The following is a 16,610-nucleotide window of genomic DNA, read 5'->3' on the forward strand; positions in this document are numbered from 1 at the left end:
GAGGACACGAGACCTCCGATAAGTGGTTGATCAGGGTGCTGTAAGGGATTCCGACAGATGGCTGGTCAGGATTCACACGGTGCTCCATGAACCGGTGTGCCTCACCGCTTTGTGGTCGTTGCCCCGACCGGATTCGATGTGCGCACACCACCCACCCACCGGTCTGCCAACCGACCGGTGGGTGCTGCGTTGACTGCCATCACCAGCCCCCTACGTGCGGGTTACGTCGCTTGTCTGAGGTCTACTGATACCGAGCGAACCTGAGGCGACCGTTAATGCGGCGCTCAGGCCGGGTGGTCGAACCAGGCGCCCAGCACACGCACCAGCGTGGGTGGCGTCGAGGTGCTACCCGACAGACAATGCCCAGGCGACACAGAGCCGCCAGGTCATGCCGGTGGCGGAGGGAAATGCCGTCGCCAGCGCCATGGTGGCCGCCCCGGGCCTCCGCAGTGGACTGTCAAGCTTCGTCATAGCCCGAACGCTAGGCCCGATTTCGGCCCGTCTCGTCGTACCACGGTCGTCCTTCTCGGCCGAGCGGCGGTACCACGGTGCCATTTCACCCGCGCCGCCCGCACGTCCCTTAATCGTCGTCTCAGATTCGCTCGGTACCAAGCCGGCATCGGATAAGCGATGTAGCTCGTACCGGGAGGCCATTGATGGCAGTCGACGCGGCACCGTCCGGGGAAGCGCCGCCCGGTCGGCTGGTCGGCCGGTGGGTGCCGCTGCTGGTCGTCGCGATCGGGCTCGGGTTCGGGCTGCTGGTGCTCCTCGTCCGGTTGCACCTGGAGCCGGTGACCGACGTCGACGGCGATGTCGTTCGGGAGCTCAACGAGGTCGTGTCGCCCCGGCCGTACCTGGTGAACGCGCTCCACGAGACAACCCGGCTGGGCGGGCGGCCGGTCATGCTCTGGCTGGTCGGCGTCGCCGCGCTGCTGCTGCTGGTGCGCCGGCGGGTCCGCCTCGCCGGCTACCTGCTGGCCACCACCACCGGCGCGCTGCTGCTCGACCCGTCGGTGAAGTCGCTGGTCGGCCGGATGCGCCCGGTGGTCGAGGCACCGGTGGCGATCGCGCCCGGCAACAGCTTCCCGAGCGGGCACGCGCTCGGGTCGATGGTGGTCTATGGCGCGCTGCTGCTCGTGTTCCTGCCCGCGGTGCGCTACCGGAAGCTGTTCACGGCGGCCGTCGCGCTGCTCGTGGTCGCGATCGGGGTGACCCGGATCGCGCTCGGCGTGCACTACCTGACCGACGTGCTGGCCGGCTGGCTGCTCGGCGCGCTGTGGCTGGGCGTCACGGCGTACGCGTTCGGGCTGTGGCGACGCGCGGCGACGCACCCGGTGGCGCCGCGCGACGACGGGCTGGAGCCGGAGGCCGCCGAGGCGATCAGACCGGCGCCGGACAGCGGCCGTCCGATCCCGCACCGGTGGGTCAAGGCCACCGAGATCCTGACCGGCTGGGGGTTCACGTTCGGCATCCTGTACGTCGTCGGCTACCTGTTGACGAACCACACCGAGGGCACCTGGCTGGGACGTTTCGACGACGGCGTGGTCCGGTGGCTGCAGACGTTGCGCACGCCCACCCTGGACGACGTGAGCCGGGTGTGGAGCACGGCCGGCGACACCCCTGCCATCCTGGCCGTCTCGCTGGTGTTCTGCTCGATCGCGTCGGCCGTGTGGCGGCAGTGGCGACCGGTGGTGTTCGTGGTGCTCACCATGGTCGGCCAGCTCACCCTGTTCCTGTGCACCGCGGCCAGCGTCCAGCGGGACCGCCCGCCGGTGCCGCAGCTCGACAGCCCGATGTCCACGTCGTCGTTCCCGTCGGGGCACATCGCCGCGACGATGTGCATCTGGGTGGCGATCGCCGTTTTGGTCATGGACCGGTTGAGCGGCCGGTGGCGCTGGTTCGCCGTGGCGCTCGCGGTGGTCATGCCGGCCGGTGTCGCGCTGTCCCGGATGTACCGCGGCATGCACCACCCGACCGACCTGCTCGGCGCCGCGATCCTGACCGCGCTCTGGGTCGGCCTGCTGTGGTGGGTGCTACGGCCGAACGCGCGGCCGGCGCCGGCCGAGGTCCGTACCTGACGCTGCGCTTCGTCACCTGAGACATCAGGACCGGCGGGATCGACCGAACGGGCACGAGGCGTGTCTGCTGCAGAGCACCCGTGCCCAGCTCGCCCTCGGGCGACCCGCCCCGCAGGCGAGGGCGCTGTCGGAGATGTTCTCCGACCTGACGGAGCCTGAGCGCCGCATTAACGGTCGCCTCAGATTCGCTCCGTATCACTGGGCCTCAGACAAGCGACGTAACCCGCATGTAGGGGGCTAGTGATGGCAGTCGACGCAGCGCCGCCCGGAGACGCGCCGGCCGGTCGGTTGGCAGGCCGGTGGGTGCCGTGGTCGGTGATCGGATCCCCTACCACGGAGCTACCCCGGTCGGCCCCGCGGAGGAACGAGCGGTGCGGAACCTGCGGCCGAAGCGTCTCGGCATGGATCTGACACAGGCCGTCCTCGAGCACCCCTACCTGGTGCTCGGTCTCTTCGTGCTCATCGAGGGGCCGGCCGCGACGATCACCGCCGGCACCCTGGTCGGCGCCGGCGCTGCGGCGTTCTGGCCGATCTGGGTGATCGTCGCGCTGGCCGAGGTGGTGGGCGACAGCCTGCTCTACCTCGCCGGGCGGTCGGCCCGGCGGCCCTGGGTGGCCTACCTGCTGAGCCGGCTCAAGGCGACGTCGCTGCTCGACCGGCTGGCCACGATGTCACTGCCTCGGCTGGTGATCACCGCCAAGCTCGTCGACGTCTTCGCCCTCCCGGCGTTCGTGTCGGCGGGGCTCGCCGGGCTCCCGTACCGGAGATTCGCCGCCTGGGTGGGTGCCACCGCCGCCGTACGCGGCCTGGTGCTGATCGGTCTCGGCGCTCTCCTCGGCAGGCAACTGTCCGGTCTGCTCGCACTGCCCGGCGGCATCTTCCTGCTCACCGCGACCGTCGCTGTGCCGGTCGCTCTCTTCCACCTCGTCATGAAGCGACACCACCTAGGAAAAGCGACACCGCCTACGAAAGGTAGTTGTGCCATGCGCATCCTCATCGGTGCCGACACCTACGCCCCGCACGTCAACGGGGCGTCCTACTTCGCCCAGCGCCTGGCCGTGGCACTGACCGCCCGGCACGAGGTGCACGTGATCGCGCCGTCGACGGACACCCGCAGCCAGGCCGGCATGTCCAGCGACGGCGTCGTCGAGCACCGCGTGCGGTCCATGCCGGTGCCGGGCCGCTCACCTTTCCGTTTCTGCCCACCACTGGGACTGCGCGCGGCAGCGCGCCGGATCCTCGACGAGGTTCAGCCCGACGTGGTGCACGTGCAGAGCCACTTCCCGCTGTGCCGGGCGCTGGTCGACGCGGCGCACGAGCGCGGCCTGTTCATCATCGCCACCAACCACTTCATGCCCGAGAACCTGATCCACTACCTGCCCATCGGCGACGGTGGCCGGGCGAGGGCGCACGCGTGGGCATGGCGCGACGCCGCCCGGGTGTTCGCCAAGGCAGACATCGTCACGGCCCCGACCCCGTACGCCGCCGCGCTCGCCGTCGTCTCCGGTGTGTCCGGGCCGGTTCTGCCCATCTCGTGCGGCATCGACCTCGCCCGCTTCCGCGAGCAGGTGCCCGCGGTCGAGTTCCGGTGGGCCTACGGCCTCGCGCGCAAGCCCACCATCACGTACGTGGGCCGGCTCGACGCCGAGAAGCACCTCGACGTCGTGATTCGGGCGTTCGCGCTGGTGCGGCGGTCGCTCGATGTCCAGTTGCTGCTGGTCGGCACCGGGTCCGAGGACCGGACGCTGCGGTCGCTCGCCGGGGAACTGGGCGTCGCCGAGCATGTCACGTTCACCGGCTTCATCCCTGACGAGGATCTTCCCTCCGCGTACGCGGCGTCGACGGTCTTCGTCAACGCGGGCACCGCCGAGCTGCAGAGCCTGGTCACGCTCGAGGCGATGGCCAGCGGAAGGCCCGTGATCGGTGCCGACGCCGCGGCCCTGCCCCACCTCGTACGGGACGAGGAGACCGGCTACCTGTTCCCGCCCGGCGACGTTGTCGCGCTCGCCGAGCGACTGCTCACCGTGCTCAGCGACCCGAAGCACGCGGAGGAGCTGGGGCACCGGGCTCGTGCCGTGGCCGAGCAGCATGACCAGGCCCACACGGTGTCCGCGTTCGAGCAGCTCTACCGGATCCGGCCGGCTCGTGAGGCGCCCGCCCCCGCGCCGGCCGGGGTCGCCGCATGACAGCGACGGTCGTCCGGGCGCGCACCTCCCGCTGGTACCGCAACGTCCAGCTGAGCCTGGGCTTGGGCGCGACGGCCGGAGCGGGTCTGCTGCTGGTCGGCGACGTCGACCCGGTGGACCAGATGGTCAGTCAATCGATCCGGACCGTGCCGGGCGCCGTCCTGCTGGCCCTGGCGGCGTGCGGGCTCGCGGCAGCCGGCGCGTGGCTCCTGGCCGGCGCCCGGCGCGTGCTGTCACCGGCCTGGCCCCTCACCGTGCTGCTGTCGGTGTGGTGCGTGTCCCTGCTCGCGGTGGTGGTGTTCCCCACGAACCTGCCGGGAACCGAACCGGGCGTCGCCGCCGGGCTGCATCGCCTCGGCGCGGCGCTGATGGCGGCGCTGCCACCGCTCTTCGCCCTGCTCATCGCCAAGCGTGCCGGGCGCGGGGCCGACCCGGCCCGGGTCCGCTGGCTGCGCGCGGCCGGCTGGTCCGCGTTCGCCGCGTGCGTCGCGTTCGCGGCGGTGAACGGGCCGGCGATGCTGCTCGGCCAGGGCCTCCTCCCGTTCGCGGGCCTGGCCGAGCGGGTTCTGCTGGCGCTCGTGCTCGTCGTAGTCGGGCTCTGCGCCTGGGTGCTCGAAGGGGAGGAGCGGTCCTGATGGACCTGATGGCCATGATCGAGAACGCGATGACCTCTCCGGTCATCTATCTGGCGATCCTCGCGCTGGCGACCCTCGACGCGTTCCTACCGTTCCTGCCGTCGGAGTCGGTCGTCATCGCGGCGGCGGTCTTCGCCGTGTCGGGCATCCCGTCGCTTCCGCTGATCATCGTGCTCGCCGCGCTGGGCGCCTTCGTCGGTGATCACATCGGCTACCTCATCGGGCGCCTGCTGCGCGAGCGCCGTCCGGGCGGCCGCCTGATCCGCGCCGCCGACAGGATCGCCCCGCACCTGCACCGCCGGGGCGGTGCCCTGATCGTCGCAGGCCGGTTCGTCCCCGGCGGCCGCACCGCGATCGTGACCGCCAGCGGTGCCACCGGCTACCCGCTTACCCGCTTCACTTTCTTCACCGCCATCGCCGCCGTCACCTGGGCCGGCTATTCCGGCCTGATCGGCTACCTCGGCGGCGTCGCCTTCGAATCCAACTCGACGCTGGGCCTGACGGTCGGCCTCGGTCTCGCCCTGTCCATCACCGCGCTCGGCGAACTCGTCCGCCACGTGTCGCGCCGCCGCCGGGCGGCGGGTTCCTGGTCGCCTTCGGCGCTCAGCGCACCGCGCCGTCCTACCCGGCGGTGCGGGGCGCTATCCGGGCGGGCGGGGCCGCGGTCGGAAGGTCGACCCGGAGCAGCGCGCCACCGCGTGCGGAGCGGGCGACGGTGGCCCGGCCGCCGTGGGCGTTGACGACCCGCTGCACGATCGACAGCCCAAGCCCGGATCCGGGCAACGCCCGGGCACTCTCGGCACGGTAGAAACGGTCGAAAACCCGCGGGGCGTCGGCGGCGTCGATGCCCGGACCGGCGTCGTCGACCTCGAGCCTCGCCGACGCGCCCTCGGCGCCGAGCCGGACCTGGACCGGCTGGTCCGCGGGGGACCACTTCCCGGCGTTGTCGATGAGGTTGAGCACCGCCCGGTGGAGCGCGGCGGGACGCCCGCTCACCCACACGGAGGTGAGGTCGAGGGCGATCTCGATGTCCGGCACGCGGGAACGCGCCTGGGCCGCGGCGGCCATCACCACGTCGGCAAGGTCGAGCAGCTCGGTGTTTTCGTCGCTGACGTCACCGCGTGCCAGGTCGGTCAGCTCGGCGGCAAGGGTGCTCAACTCGGCCACCTGGGCGCCGAGATCGTTGAGCAGCCGGGTCCGGCTCTCCGCCGAGAGGGCGGTGTCGAGGGTGCCGCGCCGGTCGAGCCGGATCAGCAGCTCGATGTTGAGGCGCAGGCTGGTGAGCGGGGTCTTGAGCTCGTGGGCGGCATCCTCGGCGAGCAGCCGCTGGGCCCGCCGGGAGTCCCGGAGCGCGGCGAGCATGTCGTTGATCGACTGGATCAGCCGCCGGATCTCCCCACCGCCCTCGTCCGGGATGTCGGCGTCGAGATCCCGGGTGTGCGCGACACGTACCGCGGCGGCGGTCAGCCGGTCGATCGGTGCCAGCCCGGTCCGCGCCACGGTCCGCCCGACAAGGGCGCCACCGACCACGCAGAGCAGCCCGATCACCAACATGCCAAACCCGAACTGGTTGACCGGGCTGTCGTCGACGACGCGGGCCACCTGGACCGCGCCGTCGCCCGCCCGCAACGTGTAGACGAGGTAACCGTCCTCGTCGCTGTCGTTCGACTCCATCAGGTCGGCCGACGCGCCCTGCGCCACGCGCCCGGCGTGCTCGCTGACCGGGGGCAGCGCGGGTTGGCCGGCCGGTGTCCGGGTCGAGCCGTCCGGCAGGATGACCCGCACCAGCCGACCGGATCCGGAATACGGCGGTAGCGGAACCTGCGCCAGACCGCCGCGCTCCGTGTCCGTCGCCAGGACGCGGGCGTCGGCGCGCAGCTGATTCTCGACGCTCTCCCGCAGCTGCCAGTCCAGCAGCTCGCTGGCCACCTGGAAGGACACGAACACACTGACCGCGATGGCCGTCGCCGCGATCACCGTCAGCCTGGTTCGCAGGGACCGCCGGCGCCACCATCGGGTCAGCCGGCGCGGTTCCCGGCCGGCGGGCCTGCTCACGGAGGAGTCTCCCGCAACGTGTATCCCAGGCCGCGCAGCGTGTAGATCAATCGCGGCTCACCCTCGGCCTCCAGCTTGCGGCGCAGGTAGCTCACGTACACCTGAAGGTTGTTGGCGGTGGCGCTCATGTCGAAGCCCCAGATCGCCTCGAAGAGCGCGTCGCGGGTCAACACCCGGGTCGCGTTGCGCACAAGGACCTCCAGGAGGGAGAACTCGGTCCGGGTCAGCCGCAGCGGCCGCTCGCCTCGCCACGCCTCGAACCTGTCGGGATCGACCCGCACATCGGCGAACGACAGGATCTGCGACTCCCCGTCGCCCGGCGTGCGCCGCCGCAGCAGAGCCCGCACCCGGGCCAGCAACTCCTCGGTGGCGAACGGCTTGGGCAGGTAGTCATCGGCACCCGCGTCCAGCCCCGCGACCCGGTCGGAAACCTGGTCACGGGCGGTCAGCATCAGCACCGGCAGATCCTGACCCGCGGCCCGCAACCGCCGGCAGGTCTCCAACCCGCCGAGGCGGGGCATCATCACATCGAGGATCAGCAGGTCCAGCGAGTCACCGCCGGCCCCGCCAACCCCGTCGAGCACGGCGAGACCGTTGGTGACGCTGGTGGTCTCGTAACCCTCGACCTGGAGCACCCGCTCCAGCGACTCACGGATGGCCGCGTCATCATCCGCGATCATGATCCGCACGCCGACCCGCCCCCCTTTTAGTCGATGCCTGGCTGCCTATTGTCCAAGATCAAGCTGAGACCAGGATTAGCGCTTCTAGTCACCGCCGTGAAGCAGATCATGTCCACAGGTTCAGTGACCCCAGACTTCGCCTAGTAAGTCCTGACCCCTGCTCAATGGTCGTAGGCGATCAGTGATCGGGGGACGGGTTGGCCGGTGCTGCGGTTGCTTCGGGCGATGCGGGCGCCCGTGAGATCACCAGGACGCTTTGCGAACCCCGGGCAGCTCGCCGCGCAGGGCCAACTCGCGGAACCGGACCCGGGACAGTCCGAACCGGCTCAACACCCCACGTGGGCGGCCATCGATCTGGTCGCGTACGCGCAGTCGCACCGGGCTGGAGTCACGCGGCAGCCGGCCGAGTCGGCGGACGGCGTCGGCGCGTACCTCCGGGTCGGTGTCCGGGTGGGCGATCAGCCGCTTCAGCCCGGTCCGCGCCTCGGCGTGCCGGGCGACCAGTTCCTCCCGGCGGGCCTGCCGGTTGACCAGGCTCTTCTTGGCCATCAGCGTGCCTCGCGGAACTCGACGTGCCGGCGCACGATCGGGTCGTACTTGCGCAGGGTCAGCCGGTCGGGGTCGTTGCGGCGGTTCTTGCGGGTCACGTACGTGTAGCCGGTGCCGGCGGTGCTGCGCAGCCGCACGATCGGCCGGACGTCGGTCTGGCGGGCCATCAGAGCTTCACTCCCCGGCTACGCAGCTCGGCGACGACCTTCTCGATGCCCTTGCGGTCCACGGCCTTCAACGCCTTCGCCGTCAGGGTGAGGCTGACCCACCGCCGTTCCGACGGCAGCCAGTAACGGTGGTTCTGCAGGTTCGGATTCCACCGGCGGCGGGTGCGCCGGTGGGAGTGGGACACGGCGTTGCCGAAACTCGGCTTCGCACCGGTGACGTCGCAACGTCTGGACACAGTGATGACTCCTCACACAACACGATGATGGTAACGAGAACGGTTTTCAGTCTTACATCAGTCGTTCGGCCACATCCGCGCCGGGTCCTCGACGACTTCGACGGCACAGTCAGTGCCCAGGCGGTAGCCGACACCGCGCAGCGTCGTCACCACCGGCACGTCGGTGCCGATCTTGGCGCGCAGCCGCCGGATGTGGACGTCCACGCTTCGCGGCCCCGTGTACGGCTGCCCCCACGCCTGGTCGAGCAGTTGCTGTCGGGTGAATACCTGACGTGGATGTTGAGCCAGACAGAGCAGCAGGTCGTACTCCCGACGGGTCAACACGATCGCGGTGCGGTCGCGGTAGACCGCCCGCGCTCGCGGATCGATGCGCAGATGAAGGCCCGACCCTCGCACCGGCGGCGACACCGGTCCCGAATCGCCACCCAGGAAAGCCAGCAGAGCAGCGAGCCGATCGACGCCCTCAGCACTGCCGCCCGGGTCGAGCGTGAAGTGGACCGTGACGGTAAGGACGTCACCGCCCCGCTCCGCCCCTGCCGCACCCACCGGCACACCCCTGTTCACTTCGACGACCCGCATGCGCTTATAATGACAATCGTTTTCAATTGTGTCGAGAGGAAGCTCATGTCGTCGTCACCACAGGCCCCGACCCGTGCCAGGACAGCGGACTCCGACACCCGCCCGTCACTGACCGTGCTGTCCGGGTTCTGGCCAGCGGCGACCTTCGCCGTCGCCCGGGCGCTGCTCGCCGCCGACACCTCGCTGCTGCTGGTGCGGCACGACCTCACCGGCATCCGCGACGGCGTCGTCCGGCGGGTGGTCCGCACCGGCGCCGGCCTCGTCGAAGACGAGCAGGTCACGCTGCGACACGGCTGCGCCTCCTGCACCCTGCGCGAAGACGTGCTGCCCACCCTCGTCCGGCTCACCCGCACGCACCCCGGCCAGGACCTGGTGCTGATGCTGCCCGAGGTGGTCGAACCGGAAGCCGTCGCCGCCGCCTGCGCCCACTGCCTCGTCGACGGCGCACCGATCACCGACCTGATCCGGGTCGACTCCTACGTCACCGTCCTCGACGCCGAGCACCTGCTCGACAGCTTGGCCAGTACCGACGACCTCATCGCGCTCGGCATCCAGGCCGCCGACGACGACCACCGCGCGCTCGCCGATGTCATCGTCCGGCAGATCGAGTACGCGGACACCCTCGTCCTCTGGGGACAGTCCTGCGACGGGGAGTTCGACACCGGCCGGATGGCCGTCCTCCTGCACCGGATGGCGCCCTGGGCGACCCACCTGCGCGTCGACGGCGACCTCGTCGACGCCAGCGCGCTGACCCGCCAACTGCGCCACACCCACCGACACCGGCCGGAAACTCCCGGCATGCTCGCCCGCGGTCTGCAGGGCTACACCCTCGGCGCACACGAGCCCGAGCCCGACTGCGGAGTCGTCTCCGCCGTCTTCCGCGCCCGCCGCCCGTTCCACCCCCAGCGCCTGCACGACGTCCTGGAAGACGTGAACGCCGAGATGATCCGCTCTCGGGGTCACCTCTGGCTGGCCAGTCAGCCCGACACCGTGGTGGCCTGGGAGTTCGCCGGCGGCGGCCTGGCGATGGGATCCCTCGGACACTGGCTGGTGAGCCTGCCCGAAGACCGCTGGGAATACGTCGAGGACCAGCGCCGCCTCGCCGCCGCCCTCGACTGGGACCCCTACTACGGCGACCGCCACCAGCACCTGGTCTTCATCGGCCTCGACACCGACCCCGTCGACCTGCACCGCACCCTCTCCAACTGCCTGCTCACCGACGCCGAACTCGCCGACGGCGAAGAAACCTGGCGCACCTACCCCGACCCGTTCGCCGGCTGCTTCCCCCTCGGGGCGGATGAGCTGACCGACGCCGATACCGAAGGAGCACGACCCGCATGAAGCCCGGCATCCACCCCGAATACCGTCCCGTCGTCTACCGCGACAAGAGCGCCGACTACGCCTTCCTGACCCGCTCCACCGCCACCAGCGACCAGACCGTCGAATGGAACGACGGCAACACCTACCCCGTCATCGACGTGGAGATCTCCGCCGCCAGTCACCCCTTCTGGACCGGCAAGCAGCGCCTGCTCGACACCGAAGGCCGTGTCGAGAAGTTCCGCAACAAGTACGCCCGCCGCGGACCACAGGGCAGATGAGCACCGACCGCCAGGTCGACTGGGCCAAGCTGGCGCCACAACTGGCTGACGCCGCACGGCGGGACCGGGCCTGGTACCTGATGACCGCCCGCGAGCTGGTCGCCCCCGGTGACCGGCTCGCGGTCGACATCGGCTGCGGCGGAATGGCCCGAATGATGACCTGCGGCCGGGTTGTCGCGGTGGACGCACATCCGGCCGTCGTTGACGCTGCCCGCGACCACATGTTCCGGCTCTCCGCCCGCAGCGTGCGCTGCGATGCCGGCCCGCAGCACCTCGTTCTCCAAGGCCACGAGGGCCCTTACGGGCCTTTCCGCCTCCACCTCGAACATTGCCATGTCTGCCCCCAGGACGGAAACTTCGCCAGCATTTCTGATGACCTGCCGCAACTGTGATCACTTTGGGTGACGCCCAATTCGGAATTATTGGATGGCCGACACGACTTGTTCGTCACCGATCGATGCGGGCTGGGGCAGGTTCGCGAGATTCTTCGACACCATCCCCTCTTCCCTCGTTGGTCCGGGGCAGTTACCGTTCCTCACTCATGAACACCGAATCGGGGAGGAAAGAGTGGAGAGCCGCATCGCTCTGATCACCGGCGGGGCGCGCGGGATCGGCCGGGCGATCGCCGTGCGGCTCGCCGAGGACGGCTACGACGTGGGCTTCTGTTACCAGTCGGCCGGCGCCGCCGCCGAGAAGACGGCCGCCGAGGTGCGGGAACGGGGCGTACGCGTCCTGCACCGGCCGTCCGACGTGACCGACCGGGCGGCGGTGGGTGACTTCGTGGCGAACGTACGCACCACGCTGGGGCCGCCCACCGTGATCGTGAACTCGGCCGGGATCATCCGGGACACGTACCTCGCCCTGATGGCCGACGAGCAGTGGGACGCGGTGCTGGACACGAACCTGAACGGCGCGTACAACGTGTGCCGCGCCGTGGTGCGCGACCTCATCCGCCGCAAGGCCGGCTCGATCGTCAACATCTCGTCGACCGCCGGCGTGTACGGGGCGGCCGCCCAGGCGAACTACAGCGCCGCCAAGGCCGGGATCAACGGGATGAGCCTGGCCCTCGCCAAGGAGCTCGGACGCCATAAGATCCGGGTCAACGCGGTGGCGCCGGGCTTCGTGGAGACCGACATGACTGCCGGCCTCGACGACAGGATCCGTCGGGACGCGCTGGCCGCGGTGCCGCTCGGTCGCTTCGGCCGACCCGAGGACGTCGCCGAGCTGGTGGCTTTCCTCGCCTCCGACCGGGCTTCCTACATCACCGGGCAGGTGATCCAGGTGAACGGCGGATTGATCGGCTGACCGCCCCGGCCGGCGCCGACGTCACCGTCGGCGCCGATCGGGTACGAGTTCCGGCGCGTCGGACGTCGACGGCGGCCGCGGCGGGGAGAAGGTCATCCGCAGCGGCCAGCCGATGAACCAGACCAGGGTGACGACAGTGGCCTGGACCGTGTAGCCGTAGATCGCCAGGTTCGGTGGCTGACCCCCGGAGGTCAGCGCCCGCAGACCCGTCACCAGGTCGTCCAAACCATGGCCGGACACCACCGCGAGCAGCGCGGTCACCGCGCAGGTGATGATCCAGGCCAGGAAGCAACGGAGCCACGCGCGCCATTCGTACCGTACCCGGGCCGCGCCGTACTTCGGCGGCTTGACGGGCCGTGGGCCACCGGCGAACCGATGGACGAACCAGCCGTCCGCCCGGCGGACCAGATCCGGCCCGAACGCGACGCTGAACCCCAGGTAGAGCGCGGCCAGCCCGTGCGTGGCGTCGATCGGAGAGCCATTGCGCAGGTCGATGACCGACGCCGTGATCAGGATCAGGTCGGTGACCGGTACGCAGAACAGCAGGAACCCACCAAGCCGCTTGAGGCGCAGCACGTACCGGGCGAAGAGGCCGGCGGCGAGGATGGCCCAGAAGCCGATCTCACACGCGACGATGATGGCGACGATCATCGGACCCAGACCTCCTCCGGGCGCTGGGTATCCGCCGCGGCGCGCCCACCGGGCACGTCACCGATCGCGTGCACCCCGCCGTCGACGTGGATGATCTCCCCCGTGGTAGCCGGCAGCCAGTCGGACAGCAGGGTCACGCAGCTCCTGGCCACCGGTTCGAAGTCGGTCGGGTCCCAGCCCAGCGGCGCCTGCTCGTGCCAGCCCTGCGCCTGCCGGGTGAAGCCGTCGACTCCGTCCGCGCCGATGCCCACGGCCGCCATGGTGCGCAGCGGCCCGGCCGCCACCAGGTTCACCCGGATGCCCTGGCCGCCCAGGTAGGAGGCCAGGTACCGGGAGCACGACTCGAGGCCGGCCTTCGCGACGCCCATCCAGTCGTACTGGCTCCAGGCCCGGCTCGCGTCGAAGTCCAGGCCGACGATGGAGCCGCCCGGCCCCATCAGCGGCAGCACCGCCCGGGTCACCGCCTGCAGCGAGTACGCCGACACGTGCACCGCCGCGGCCACGTCCGCCCACCTGGTCCGCAGGAACGAGCCGCCCAGTGCGCCGGCCGGCGCGTGTGCCACGGAGTGCAGGACACCGTGTACGGCCCCGACGTGTTCACCGAGCCGGGCGGCCAGCGTGTCGAGGTGTTCCTCGTTGGTGACGTCGAGCTCGACCACCGGCGCCGGGGCCGGCAGCCGCCGGGCCAGACGCTCCACCAGACCGACCCGCCCGAAGGCCGACAGAACGACTGTCGCGCCCTGTTCCTGAGCCGTCCGGGCCACCTGATAGGCGATGGAGTTCGGCGCTATGACGCCGGTCACCAGAATGTTCTTCCCGTCGAGAATTCCCATTACCCCCGCCTTTGGAATGATGCCTTCGCCAATTGCCCTGAGGTACTCTCCGGACAACCGTCCAGAGAGGAACCGAATCATGATTCTGCTCGATGTGGTAGCCGTCTTCCTCCTCCTGCAAGGTTTCGGATCGCTGGCCCAGAGACTATTCGGGCAGAACACCGAGGAAAGCTTCTTCATCGTCAACAAAGTGCCTGAGCTGCAGCCGTTCGCCAGCATTGCTCTGGGCGTGGCAGGACTGGCTCTGCTGTTCATGAGCAGCCTTATCCGGAAGGCCCGGAAGAGAAGCAACGGCAATTCCCGCTGATCGATGGCGTGGGACGGGAGAGGTCAGGGAACCGGCTGGCCGATCCCGTCCCAGCGCTCACCGGCCATCGCCTCGTCGACGAGCGCGCCGACCACCTCCGCGCACCGCTCCTGCAGATAGAAATGGCCGCCCGGAAACACTCGCTCGCCCCGGTAGTGCAGCGTCCGGTCGGCCCAGGCCGCCGCTTCCTCGGCGGTGACGTCCTCATCGCCGTCACTACGGAAGACCGTGATCGGCGTCCGCAGCCGCTGGCCGGCCGGCGACTGGTAGGTCTCGATGACCCGGTAGTCCGCACGGATCATCGGCAGCAGCAGGTCACGCAGATCCGCGTCGGCACGCAGCAGGCTGCTGCCCGCGGCGCCGATCCGGTCGATGTCGGCGAGCAGTTCTTCGTCGGCTGCCAGGTGCAGGGACTTGGGTTTCCGGCGGTGCGGCGCCGGCTGCCCGGAGACGACGAGCCCCTCCCCCACCACGCCGGCCCGCTCGAGACGGACGGTCGTCTCGTAGCCGAGGGCGGCGCCCATACTGTGCCCGAACAGCATCACCGGCCCGGTGACCACCGGTAGGACCGCCGCGGCGACGGCGTCGGCCATCTCCGCCATGCTGGTGACGCACGGCTCGGTGAGCCGCTCCTCCCGGCCGGGGTACTGCACGGTGTGCAGCCGGATGCGCGTCGGCAGGAGGTCAGGCCAGAGCCGGAAGAAGCTGGCCGAGCCGCCGGCGTGCGGAAAGCAGATCAGATCGAGGTCGGCCGGTTCCTGGCGAGTCCGGGTGCGTATCCATCGGGACACGAATCCACCTCCTGGTGCGGTGACGACTGCTGGTCGTTCAGGTCCGTGAGGTCCATTTCCTGAACCAGGATCGCGGCCTGGACCCGGGACCGCAGATTCAGCTTGGTGAGCACTTTGGACACGTGCGACTTGACCGTGGTCTCGCCGATGAAGAGCTGGGCGCCGATCTGCGCGTTGGACAGCCCCCGCCCCAGGCAGATCAGCACCTCCCGCTCACGGTTGGTGAGCTCGTCGAGGTTGACGGCGGGCTTGGCCGGCGGCAGCGGCCCGCCACTCGACGCGAAGGTGGAGATCAGTTTGCGGGTGATCTCCGGGGCCAGCACGCCGTCGCCGGCCGCCACCACCCGGACCGCGTCGATCAGGGGGCCGGCCTCGACCGACTTCAGCAGGAACCCGGCCGCGCCGGCCCGCAGCGCGCCGTAGACGTACTCGTCCAGATCGAAGGTGGTGAGGATGAGGACCTCGCACAGGCTTTCCGCGATCACGGTCCGGGTGGCTGTGATGCCGTTCATCCCCGGCATCCGGATGTCCATCAGCATCACGTCGGGTCGGCAGGACCGGGCCTGCGCGATCGCTTCCGCCCCGTCGGCCGCCTCGCCCACCACCTCGATGCCCGGCGCGTTGCCGAGGATCAGCGCGATGCCGGCCCGCACCGAGCCGTGGTCGTCGGCGACCACCACCTTGATCGTCACGACTCGCTCCCGGTGGCCGGCAGGACGGCGCGCACCAGCCAGGACCCCCCTCGGGGACCGGCCGAGAAGGTGCCACCCACGACGGTGGCCCGTTCCCGCATGTTCAGCAGCCCGTTGTGCCCGATCTCGGGAACCGGGGCCGCGGCGGGCAGGCGCCCGGGGAGATCGTTGGTCACTTCCACGATCAGCTTGTCGGTCTCGTGCCGGATGTCGACCCGGGCCTTTGCCTGCGGAGCGTGTTTCAACACGTTGATCAGCGCCTCCTGGGTGACGCGGTACGCGGTCAGGTCGACGGCCGCAGGTAACGGTGCGTCATCGTCCAGTTGACAGTCAACCTCGAGCTGCATGCCGCTGGCCCGCACCGACTCCACCATCCGCGGCAGGTCGGAGAGCCCGGTCGGTGCCTCGGTCTCGTCGGCACCCGTCCCGTCCGCCCGAAGTAGACGGATCATGGAGCCCATCTCTTCGAGCGCTTGGACGCTGTTCTGCCGCACCGACGCCAGCACCCGGCGCACGATCACCGGATCCTCTCCGTTCATGGAGAGCACGGCCTCGGACTGGATCGCGATCGAGGAGAGGTGCCCGGCGATGATGTCGTGGAGGTCGCGGGCCATCCGGGCGCGTTCGGCCGCGATGGCCGCCGAACGGTCGAGCCGCGCGATCTTCGCGAGCTGGCGTGCGTTGGCACGCTCCACCTCGGCGATGTTGCGATGCTGCCGCACGTTCGTCGCCCACCAGATCGGTATGACGATGAACGGCAGGGCGGTGACCGAGCCCATCAGCGGCTGCCGCCAGTCCTGCTGCATCAGGAACGAGGCCACGACCACGACGAGCAGGCCGCCCGCCGCGATCGGCGCCATGTCGCGGTGCAGCCGGGCCGGGCCGTAGAGCGTGGCGGCGTAGAGCAGATCGGCGAAGACCAGCAGCACCGGGATGCTCGGGCCGTGGATGGTGTCGGCAGTCACGATCACCGCGCCCAGGACGAGCGCGACCACCGGAGCCTTGCGCCGCAGCAGCTCGGTGGCGCAGATGGCGATGAACAGACCGACCCGCATCCACATCGGAGCGGGGTCGGTGGAGCCGCTCACGTAGAGCGGGTAGAGGTCGGCGATGTAGAGCAGCGCGCCCGTCGCGATCGAACCCACGACGATCAGCAGGTCACGGTCTTCCGCCCGCAGGGTGCCCAGGCGCATCACGCCGGGACCCCGCTCGTCACCGGGGACCGGACGGCCACGGAGCGCCGGCCGGCACGGCCACAGTAAGTCCCC

Annotated in this window: 20 protein-coding genes and 1 pseudogene; 9 read left to right on the plus strand and 12 right to left on the minus strand. The window is 70.3% G+C overall.

The genetic code is table 11. From position 1 onward, the window contains the following. Nucleotides 1-345: 345 nt before the first annotated feature. Nucleotides 346-471 carry a hypothetical protein gene (locus O7597_RS10115; protein WP_269740733.1) on the minus strand — a complete coding sequence of 42 codons (126 nt, stop codon included), beginning with the start codon at nt 469-471 and terminating at the stop codon, nt 346-348. A 185-nt stretch (nt 472-656) separates the two neighbouring features. Between O7597_RS10115 and O7597_RS10120 the strand changes: the two genes are divergently transcribed. From O7597_RS10120 to O7597_RS10135, 4 genes are all read left to right on the plus strand, one after another. After that, nucleotides 657-2,078 (plus strand): phosphatase PAP2 family protein, encoded by a 1,422-nt coding sequence (locus tag O7597_RS10120; protein ID WP_281582550.1) that lies wholly within the window; start codon nt 657-659, stop codon nt 2,076-2,078. Nucleotides 2,079-2,479: 401 nt separating this feature from the next. Then, complete coding sequence (locus O7597_RS10125; RefSeq protein ID WP_269740731.1) at nt 2,480-4,264, plus strand: glycosyltransferase; 1,785 nt, start codon at nt 2,480-2,482, stop codon at nt 4,262-4,264. Next, nucleotides 4,261-4,899 (plus strand): DUF998 domain-containing protein, encoded by a 639-nt coding sequence (locus O7597_RS10130; protein ID WP_269740730.1) that lies wholly within the window; start codon nt 4,261-4,263, stop codon nt 4,897-4,899. Before O7597_RS10125 ends, O7597_RS10130 begins: the two co-directional genes overlap by 4 nt. After that, nucleotides 4,899-5,639, plus strand: coding sequence for a DedA family protein (locus O7597_RS10135; protein WP_281582551.1), 741 nt, complete (start codon nt 4,899-4,901; stop codon nt 5,637-5,639). Before O7597_RS10130 ends, O7597_RS10135 begins: the two co-directional genes overlap by 1 nt. Here O7597_RS10135 and O7597_RS10140 read toward each other — a convergent pair. The 6 genes from O7597_RS10140 to O7597_RS10165 all read right to left on the minus strand — a co-directional run bounded on the left by O7597_RS10140 (nt 5,521) and on the right by O7597_RS10165 (nt 9,165). Beyond that, nucleotides 5,521-6,954 carry a HAMP domain-containing sensor histidine kinase gene (locus O7597_RS10140; RefSeq protein ID WP_281582552.1) on the minus strand — a complete coding sequence of 478 codons (1,434 nt, stop codon included), beginning with the start codon at nt 6,952-6,954 and terminating at the stop codon, nt 5,521-5,523. The genes O7597_RS10135 and O7597_RS10140 overlap by 119 nt on opposite strands. After that, on the minus strand, nt 6,951-7,634 hold the full coding sequence (locus O7597_RS10145; RefSeq protein ID WP_269740727.1) for a response regulator transcription factor: 684 nt from the start codon (nt 7,632-7,634) through the stop codon (nt 6,951-6,953). The genes O7597_RS10140 and O7597_RS10145 overlap by 4 nt, the downstream gene beginning before the upstream one ends. 243 nt (nt 7,635-7,877) lie before the next feature. After that, on the minus strand, nt 7,878-8,183 hold the full coding sequence (gene rpsN, locus O7597_RS10150) for a 30S ribosomal protein S14 (protein WP_281582553.1): 306 nt from the start codon (nt 8,181-8,183) through the stop codon (nt 7,878-7,880). Beyond that, nucleotides 8,183-8,350: a 50S ribosomal protein L33 gene (gene rpmG, locus O7597_RS10155; RefSeq protein ID WP_093410686.1), complete on the minus strand. Its 168-nt coding sequence runs from the start codon at nt 8,348-8,350 to the stop codon at nt 8,183-8,185. Before rpmG ends, rpsN begins: the two co-directional genes overlap by 1 nt. Continuing rightward, nucleotides 8,350-8,586 (minus strand): 50S ribosomal protein L28, encoded by a 237-nt coding sequence (gene rpmB, locus O7597_RS10160; protein ID WP_269737955.1) that lies wholly within the window; start codon nt 8,584-8,586, stop codon nt 8,350-8,352. Before rpmB ends, rpmG begins: the two co-directional genes overlap by 1 nt. A 57-nt stretch (nt 8,587-8,643) precedes the next feature. After that, nucleotides 8,644-9,165, minus strand: coding sequence for a winged helix-turn-helix domain-containing protein (locus O7597_RS10165; protein WP_281582554.1), 522 nt, complete (start codon nt 9,163-9,165; stop codon nt 8,644-8,646). A gap of 45 nt (nt 9,166-9,210) precedes the next feature. On the opposite strand from O7597_RS10165, the gene O7597_RS10170 reads away from it, so the two are divergent. The 4 genes from O7597_RS10170 to fabG all read left to right on the plus strand — a co-directional run bounded on the left by O7597_RS10170 (nt 9,211) and on the right by fabG (nt 12,068). After that, a complete protein-coding gene (locus O7597_RS10170) occupies nt 9,211-10,506 on the plus strand; it encodes a GTP-binding protein (protein WP_281582555.1) in 1,296 nt (431 codons plus the stop codon). Continuing rightward, the gene (locus O7597_RS10175; protein WP_281582556.1) at nt 10,503-10,763 is read left to right on the plus strand and encodes a type B 50S ribosomal protein L31; all 261 of its coding nucleotides are present in this window, start codon (nt 10,503-10,505) and stop codon (nt 10,761-10,763) included. The genes O7597_RS10170 and O7597_RS10175 overlap by 4 nt, the downstream gene beginning before the upstream one ends. Next, nucleotides 10,760-11,155, plus strand: coding sequence for a hypothetical protein (locus tag O7597_RS10180; protein WP_281582557.1), 396 nt, complete (start codon nt 10,760-10,762; stop codon nt 11,153-11,155). Before O7597_RS10175 ends, O7597_RS10180 begins: the two co-directional genes overlap by 4 nt. Before the next feature lie 175 nt (nt 11,156-11,330). Beyond that, on the plus strand, nt 11,331-12,068 hold the full coding sequence (gene fabG / locus O7597_RS10185) for a 3-oxoacyl-[acyl-carrier-protein] reductase (RefSeq protein ID WP_281582558.1): 738 nt from the start codon (nt 11,331-11,333) through the stop codon (nt 12,066-12,068). Nucleotides 12,069-12,089: 21 nt separating this feature from the next. Here fabG and O7597_RS10190 read toward each other — a convergent pair whose 3' ends face one another. Then, the gene (locus O7597_RS10190; RefSeq protein WP_269740720.1) at nt 12,090-12,719 is read right to left on the minus strand and encodes a hypothetical protein; all 630 of its coding nucleotides are present in this window, start codon (nt 12,717-12,719) and stop codon (nt 12,090-12,092) included. A gap of 59 nt (nt 12,720-12,778) precedes the next feature. Further along, a pseudogene (fabI, locus tag O7597_RS10195) lies at nt 12,779-13,552 on the minus strand (enoyl-ACP reductase FabI); the annotation flags it as partial. Between the two features lie 79 nt (nt 13,553-13,631). On the opposite strand from fabI, the gene O7597_RS10200 reads away from it, so the two are divergent. Continuing rightward, nucleotides 13,632-13,859 (plus strand): hypothetical protein, encoded by a 228-nt coding sequence (locus tag O7597_RS10200; protein ID WP_269740719.1) that lies wholly within the window; start codon nt 13,632-13,634, stop codon nt 13,857-13,859. Between the two features lie 23 nt (nt 13,860-13,882). Here the strand turns inward: O7597_RS10200 and O7597_RS10205 are convergent, their stop codons facing one another. Genes O7597_RS10205 through O7597_RS10215 form a run of 3 tightly spaced genes read right to left on the minus strand, consistent with a single transcriptional unit; the run spans nt 13,883 to nt 16,535 of the window. Next, nucleotides 13,883-14,650, minus strand: coding sequence for an alpha/beta fold hydrolase (locus O7597_RS10205; protein WP_269740718.1), 768 nt, complete (start codon nt 14,648-14,650; stop codon nt 13,883-13,885). Then, nucleotides 14,596-15,342: a response regulator transcription factor gene (locus tag O7597_RS10210; RefSeq protein ID WP_269740717.1), complete on the minus strand. Its 747-nt coding sequence runs from the start codon at nt 15,340-15,342 to the stop codon at nt 14,596-14,598. Before O7597_RS10210 ends, O7597_RS10205 begins: the two co-directional genes overlap by 55 nt. Continuing rightward, a complete protein-coding gene (locus tag O7597_RS10215; RefSeq protein WP_269742710.1) occupies nt 15,339-16,535 on the minus strand; it encodes a histidine kinase in 1,197 nt (398 codons plus the stop codon). Before O7597_RS10215 ends, O7597_RS10210 begins: the two co-directional genes overlap by 4 nt. Nucleotides 16,536-16,610: the final 75 nt, after the last annotated feature.

Origin of the sequence: Verrucosispora sp. WMMC514 (assembly GCF_027497295.1) — a bacterium.
GTDB lineage: Bacteria > Actinomycetota > Actinomycetes > Mycobacteriales > Micromonosporaceae > Micromonospora > Micromonospora palythoicola.

What these genes read in the sequence shown, in the direction of transcription:
- O7597_RS10135 (WP_281582551.1), top strand. Translation starts at nt 4,899, where the DNA reads ATGGACCTGATGGCCATGATCGAGAACGCGATGACCTCTCCGGTCATC.
- rpsN (WP_281582553.1), bottom strand. Translation starts at nt 8,183, where the DNA reads ATGGCCAAGAAGAGCCTGGTCAACCGGCAGGCCCGCCGGGAGGAACTG.
- O7597_RS10175 (WP_281582556.1), top strand. Translation starts at nt 10,503, where the DNA reads ATGAAGCCCGGCATCCACCCCGAATACCGTCCCGTCGTCTACCGCGAC.
- O7597_RS10190 (WP_269740720.1), bottom strand. Translation starts at nt 12,719, where the DNA reads ATGATCGTCGCCATCATCGTCGCGTGTGAGATCGGCTTCTGGGCCATC.
- O7597_RS10145 (WP_269740727.1), bottom strand. Translation starts at nt 7,634, where the DNA reads ATGATCGCGGATGATGACGCGGCCATCCGTGAGTCGCTGGAGCGGGTG.
- O7597_RS10170 (WP_281582555.1), top strand. Translation starts at nt 9,211, where the DNA reads ATGTCGTCGTCACCACAGGCCCCGACCCGTGCCAGGACAGCGGACTCC.
- O7597_RS10165 (WP_281582554.1), bottom strand. Translation starts at nt 9,165, where the DNA reads ATGCGGGTCGTCGAAGTGAACAGGGGTGTGCCGGTGGGTGCGGCAGGG.
- O7597_RS10215 (WP_269742710.1), bottom strand. Translation starts at nt 16,535, where the DNA reads ATGCGCCTGGGCACCCTGCGGGCGGAAGACCGTGACCTGCTGATCGTC.
- O7597_RS10180 (WP_281582557.1), top strand. Translation starts at nt 10,760, where the DNA reads ATGAGCACCGACCGCCAGGTCGACTGGGCCAAGCTGGCGCCACAACTG.
- rpmG (WP_093410686.1), bottom strand. Translation starts at nt 8,350, where the DNA reads ATGGCCCGCCAGACCGACGTCCGGCCGATCGTGCGGCTGCGCAGCACC.
- O7597_RS10125 (WP_269740731.1), top strand. Translation starts at nt 2,480, where the DNA reads ATGGATCTGACACAGGCCGTCCTCGAGCACCCCTACCTGGTGCTCGGT.
- O7597_RS10130 (WP_269740730.1), top strand. Translation starts at nt 4,261, where the DNA reads ATGACAGCGACGGTCGTCCGGGCGCGCACCTCCCGCTGGTACCGCAAC.
- O7597_RS10115 (WP_269740733.1), bottom strand. Translation starts at nt 471, where the DNA reads ATGACGAAGCTTGACAGTCCACTGCGGAGGCCCGGGGCGGCCACCATG.
- O7597_RS10120 (WP_281582550.1), top strand. Translation starts at nt 657, where the DNA reads ATGGCAGTCGACGCGGCACCGTCCGGGGAAGCGCCGCCCGGTCGGCTG.
- O7597_RS10200 (WP_269740719.1), top strand. Translation starts at nt 13,632, where the DNA reads ATGATTCTGCTCGATGTGGTAGCCGTCTTCCTCCTCCTGCAAGGTTTC.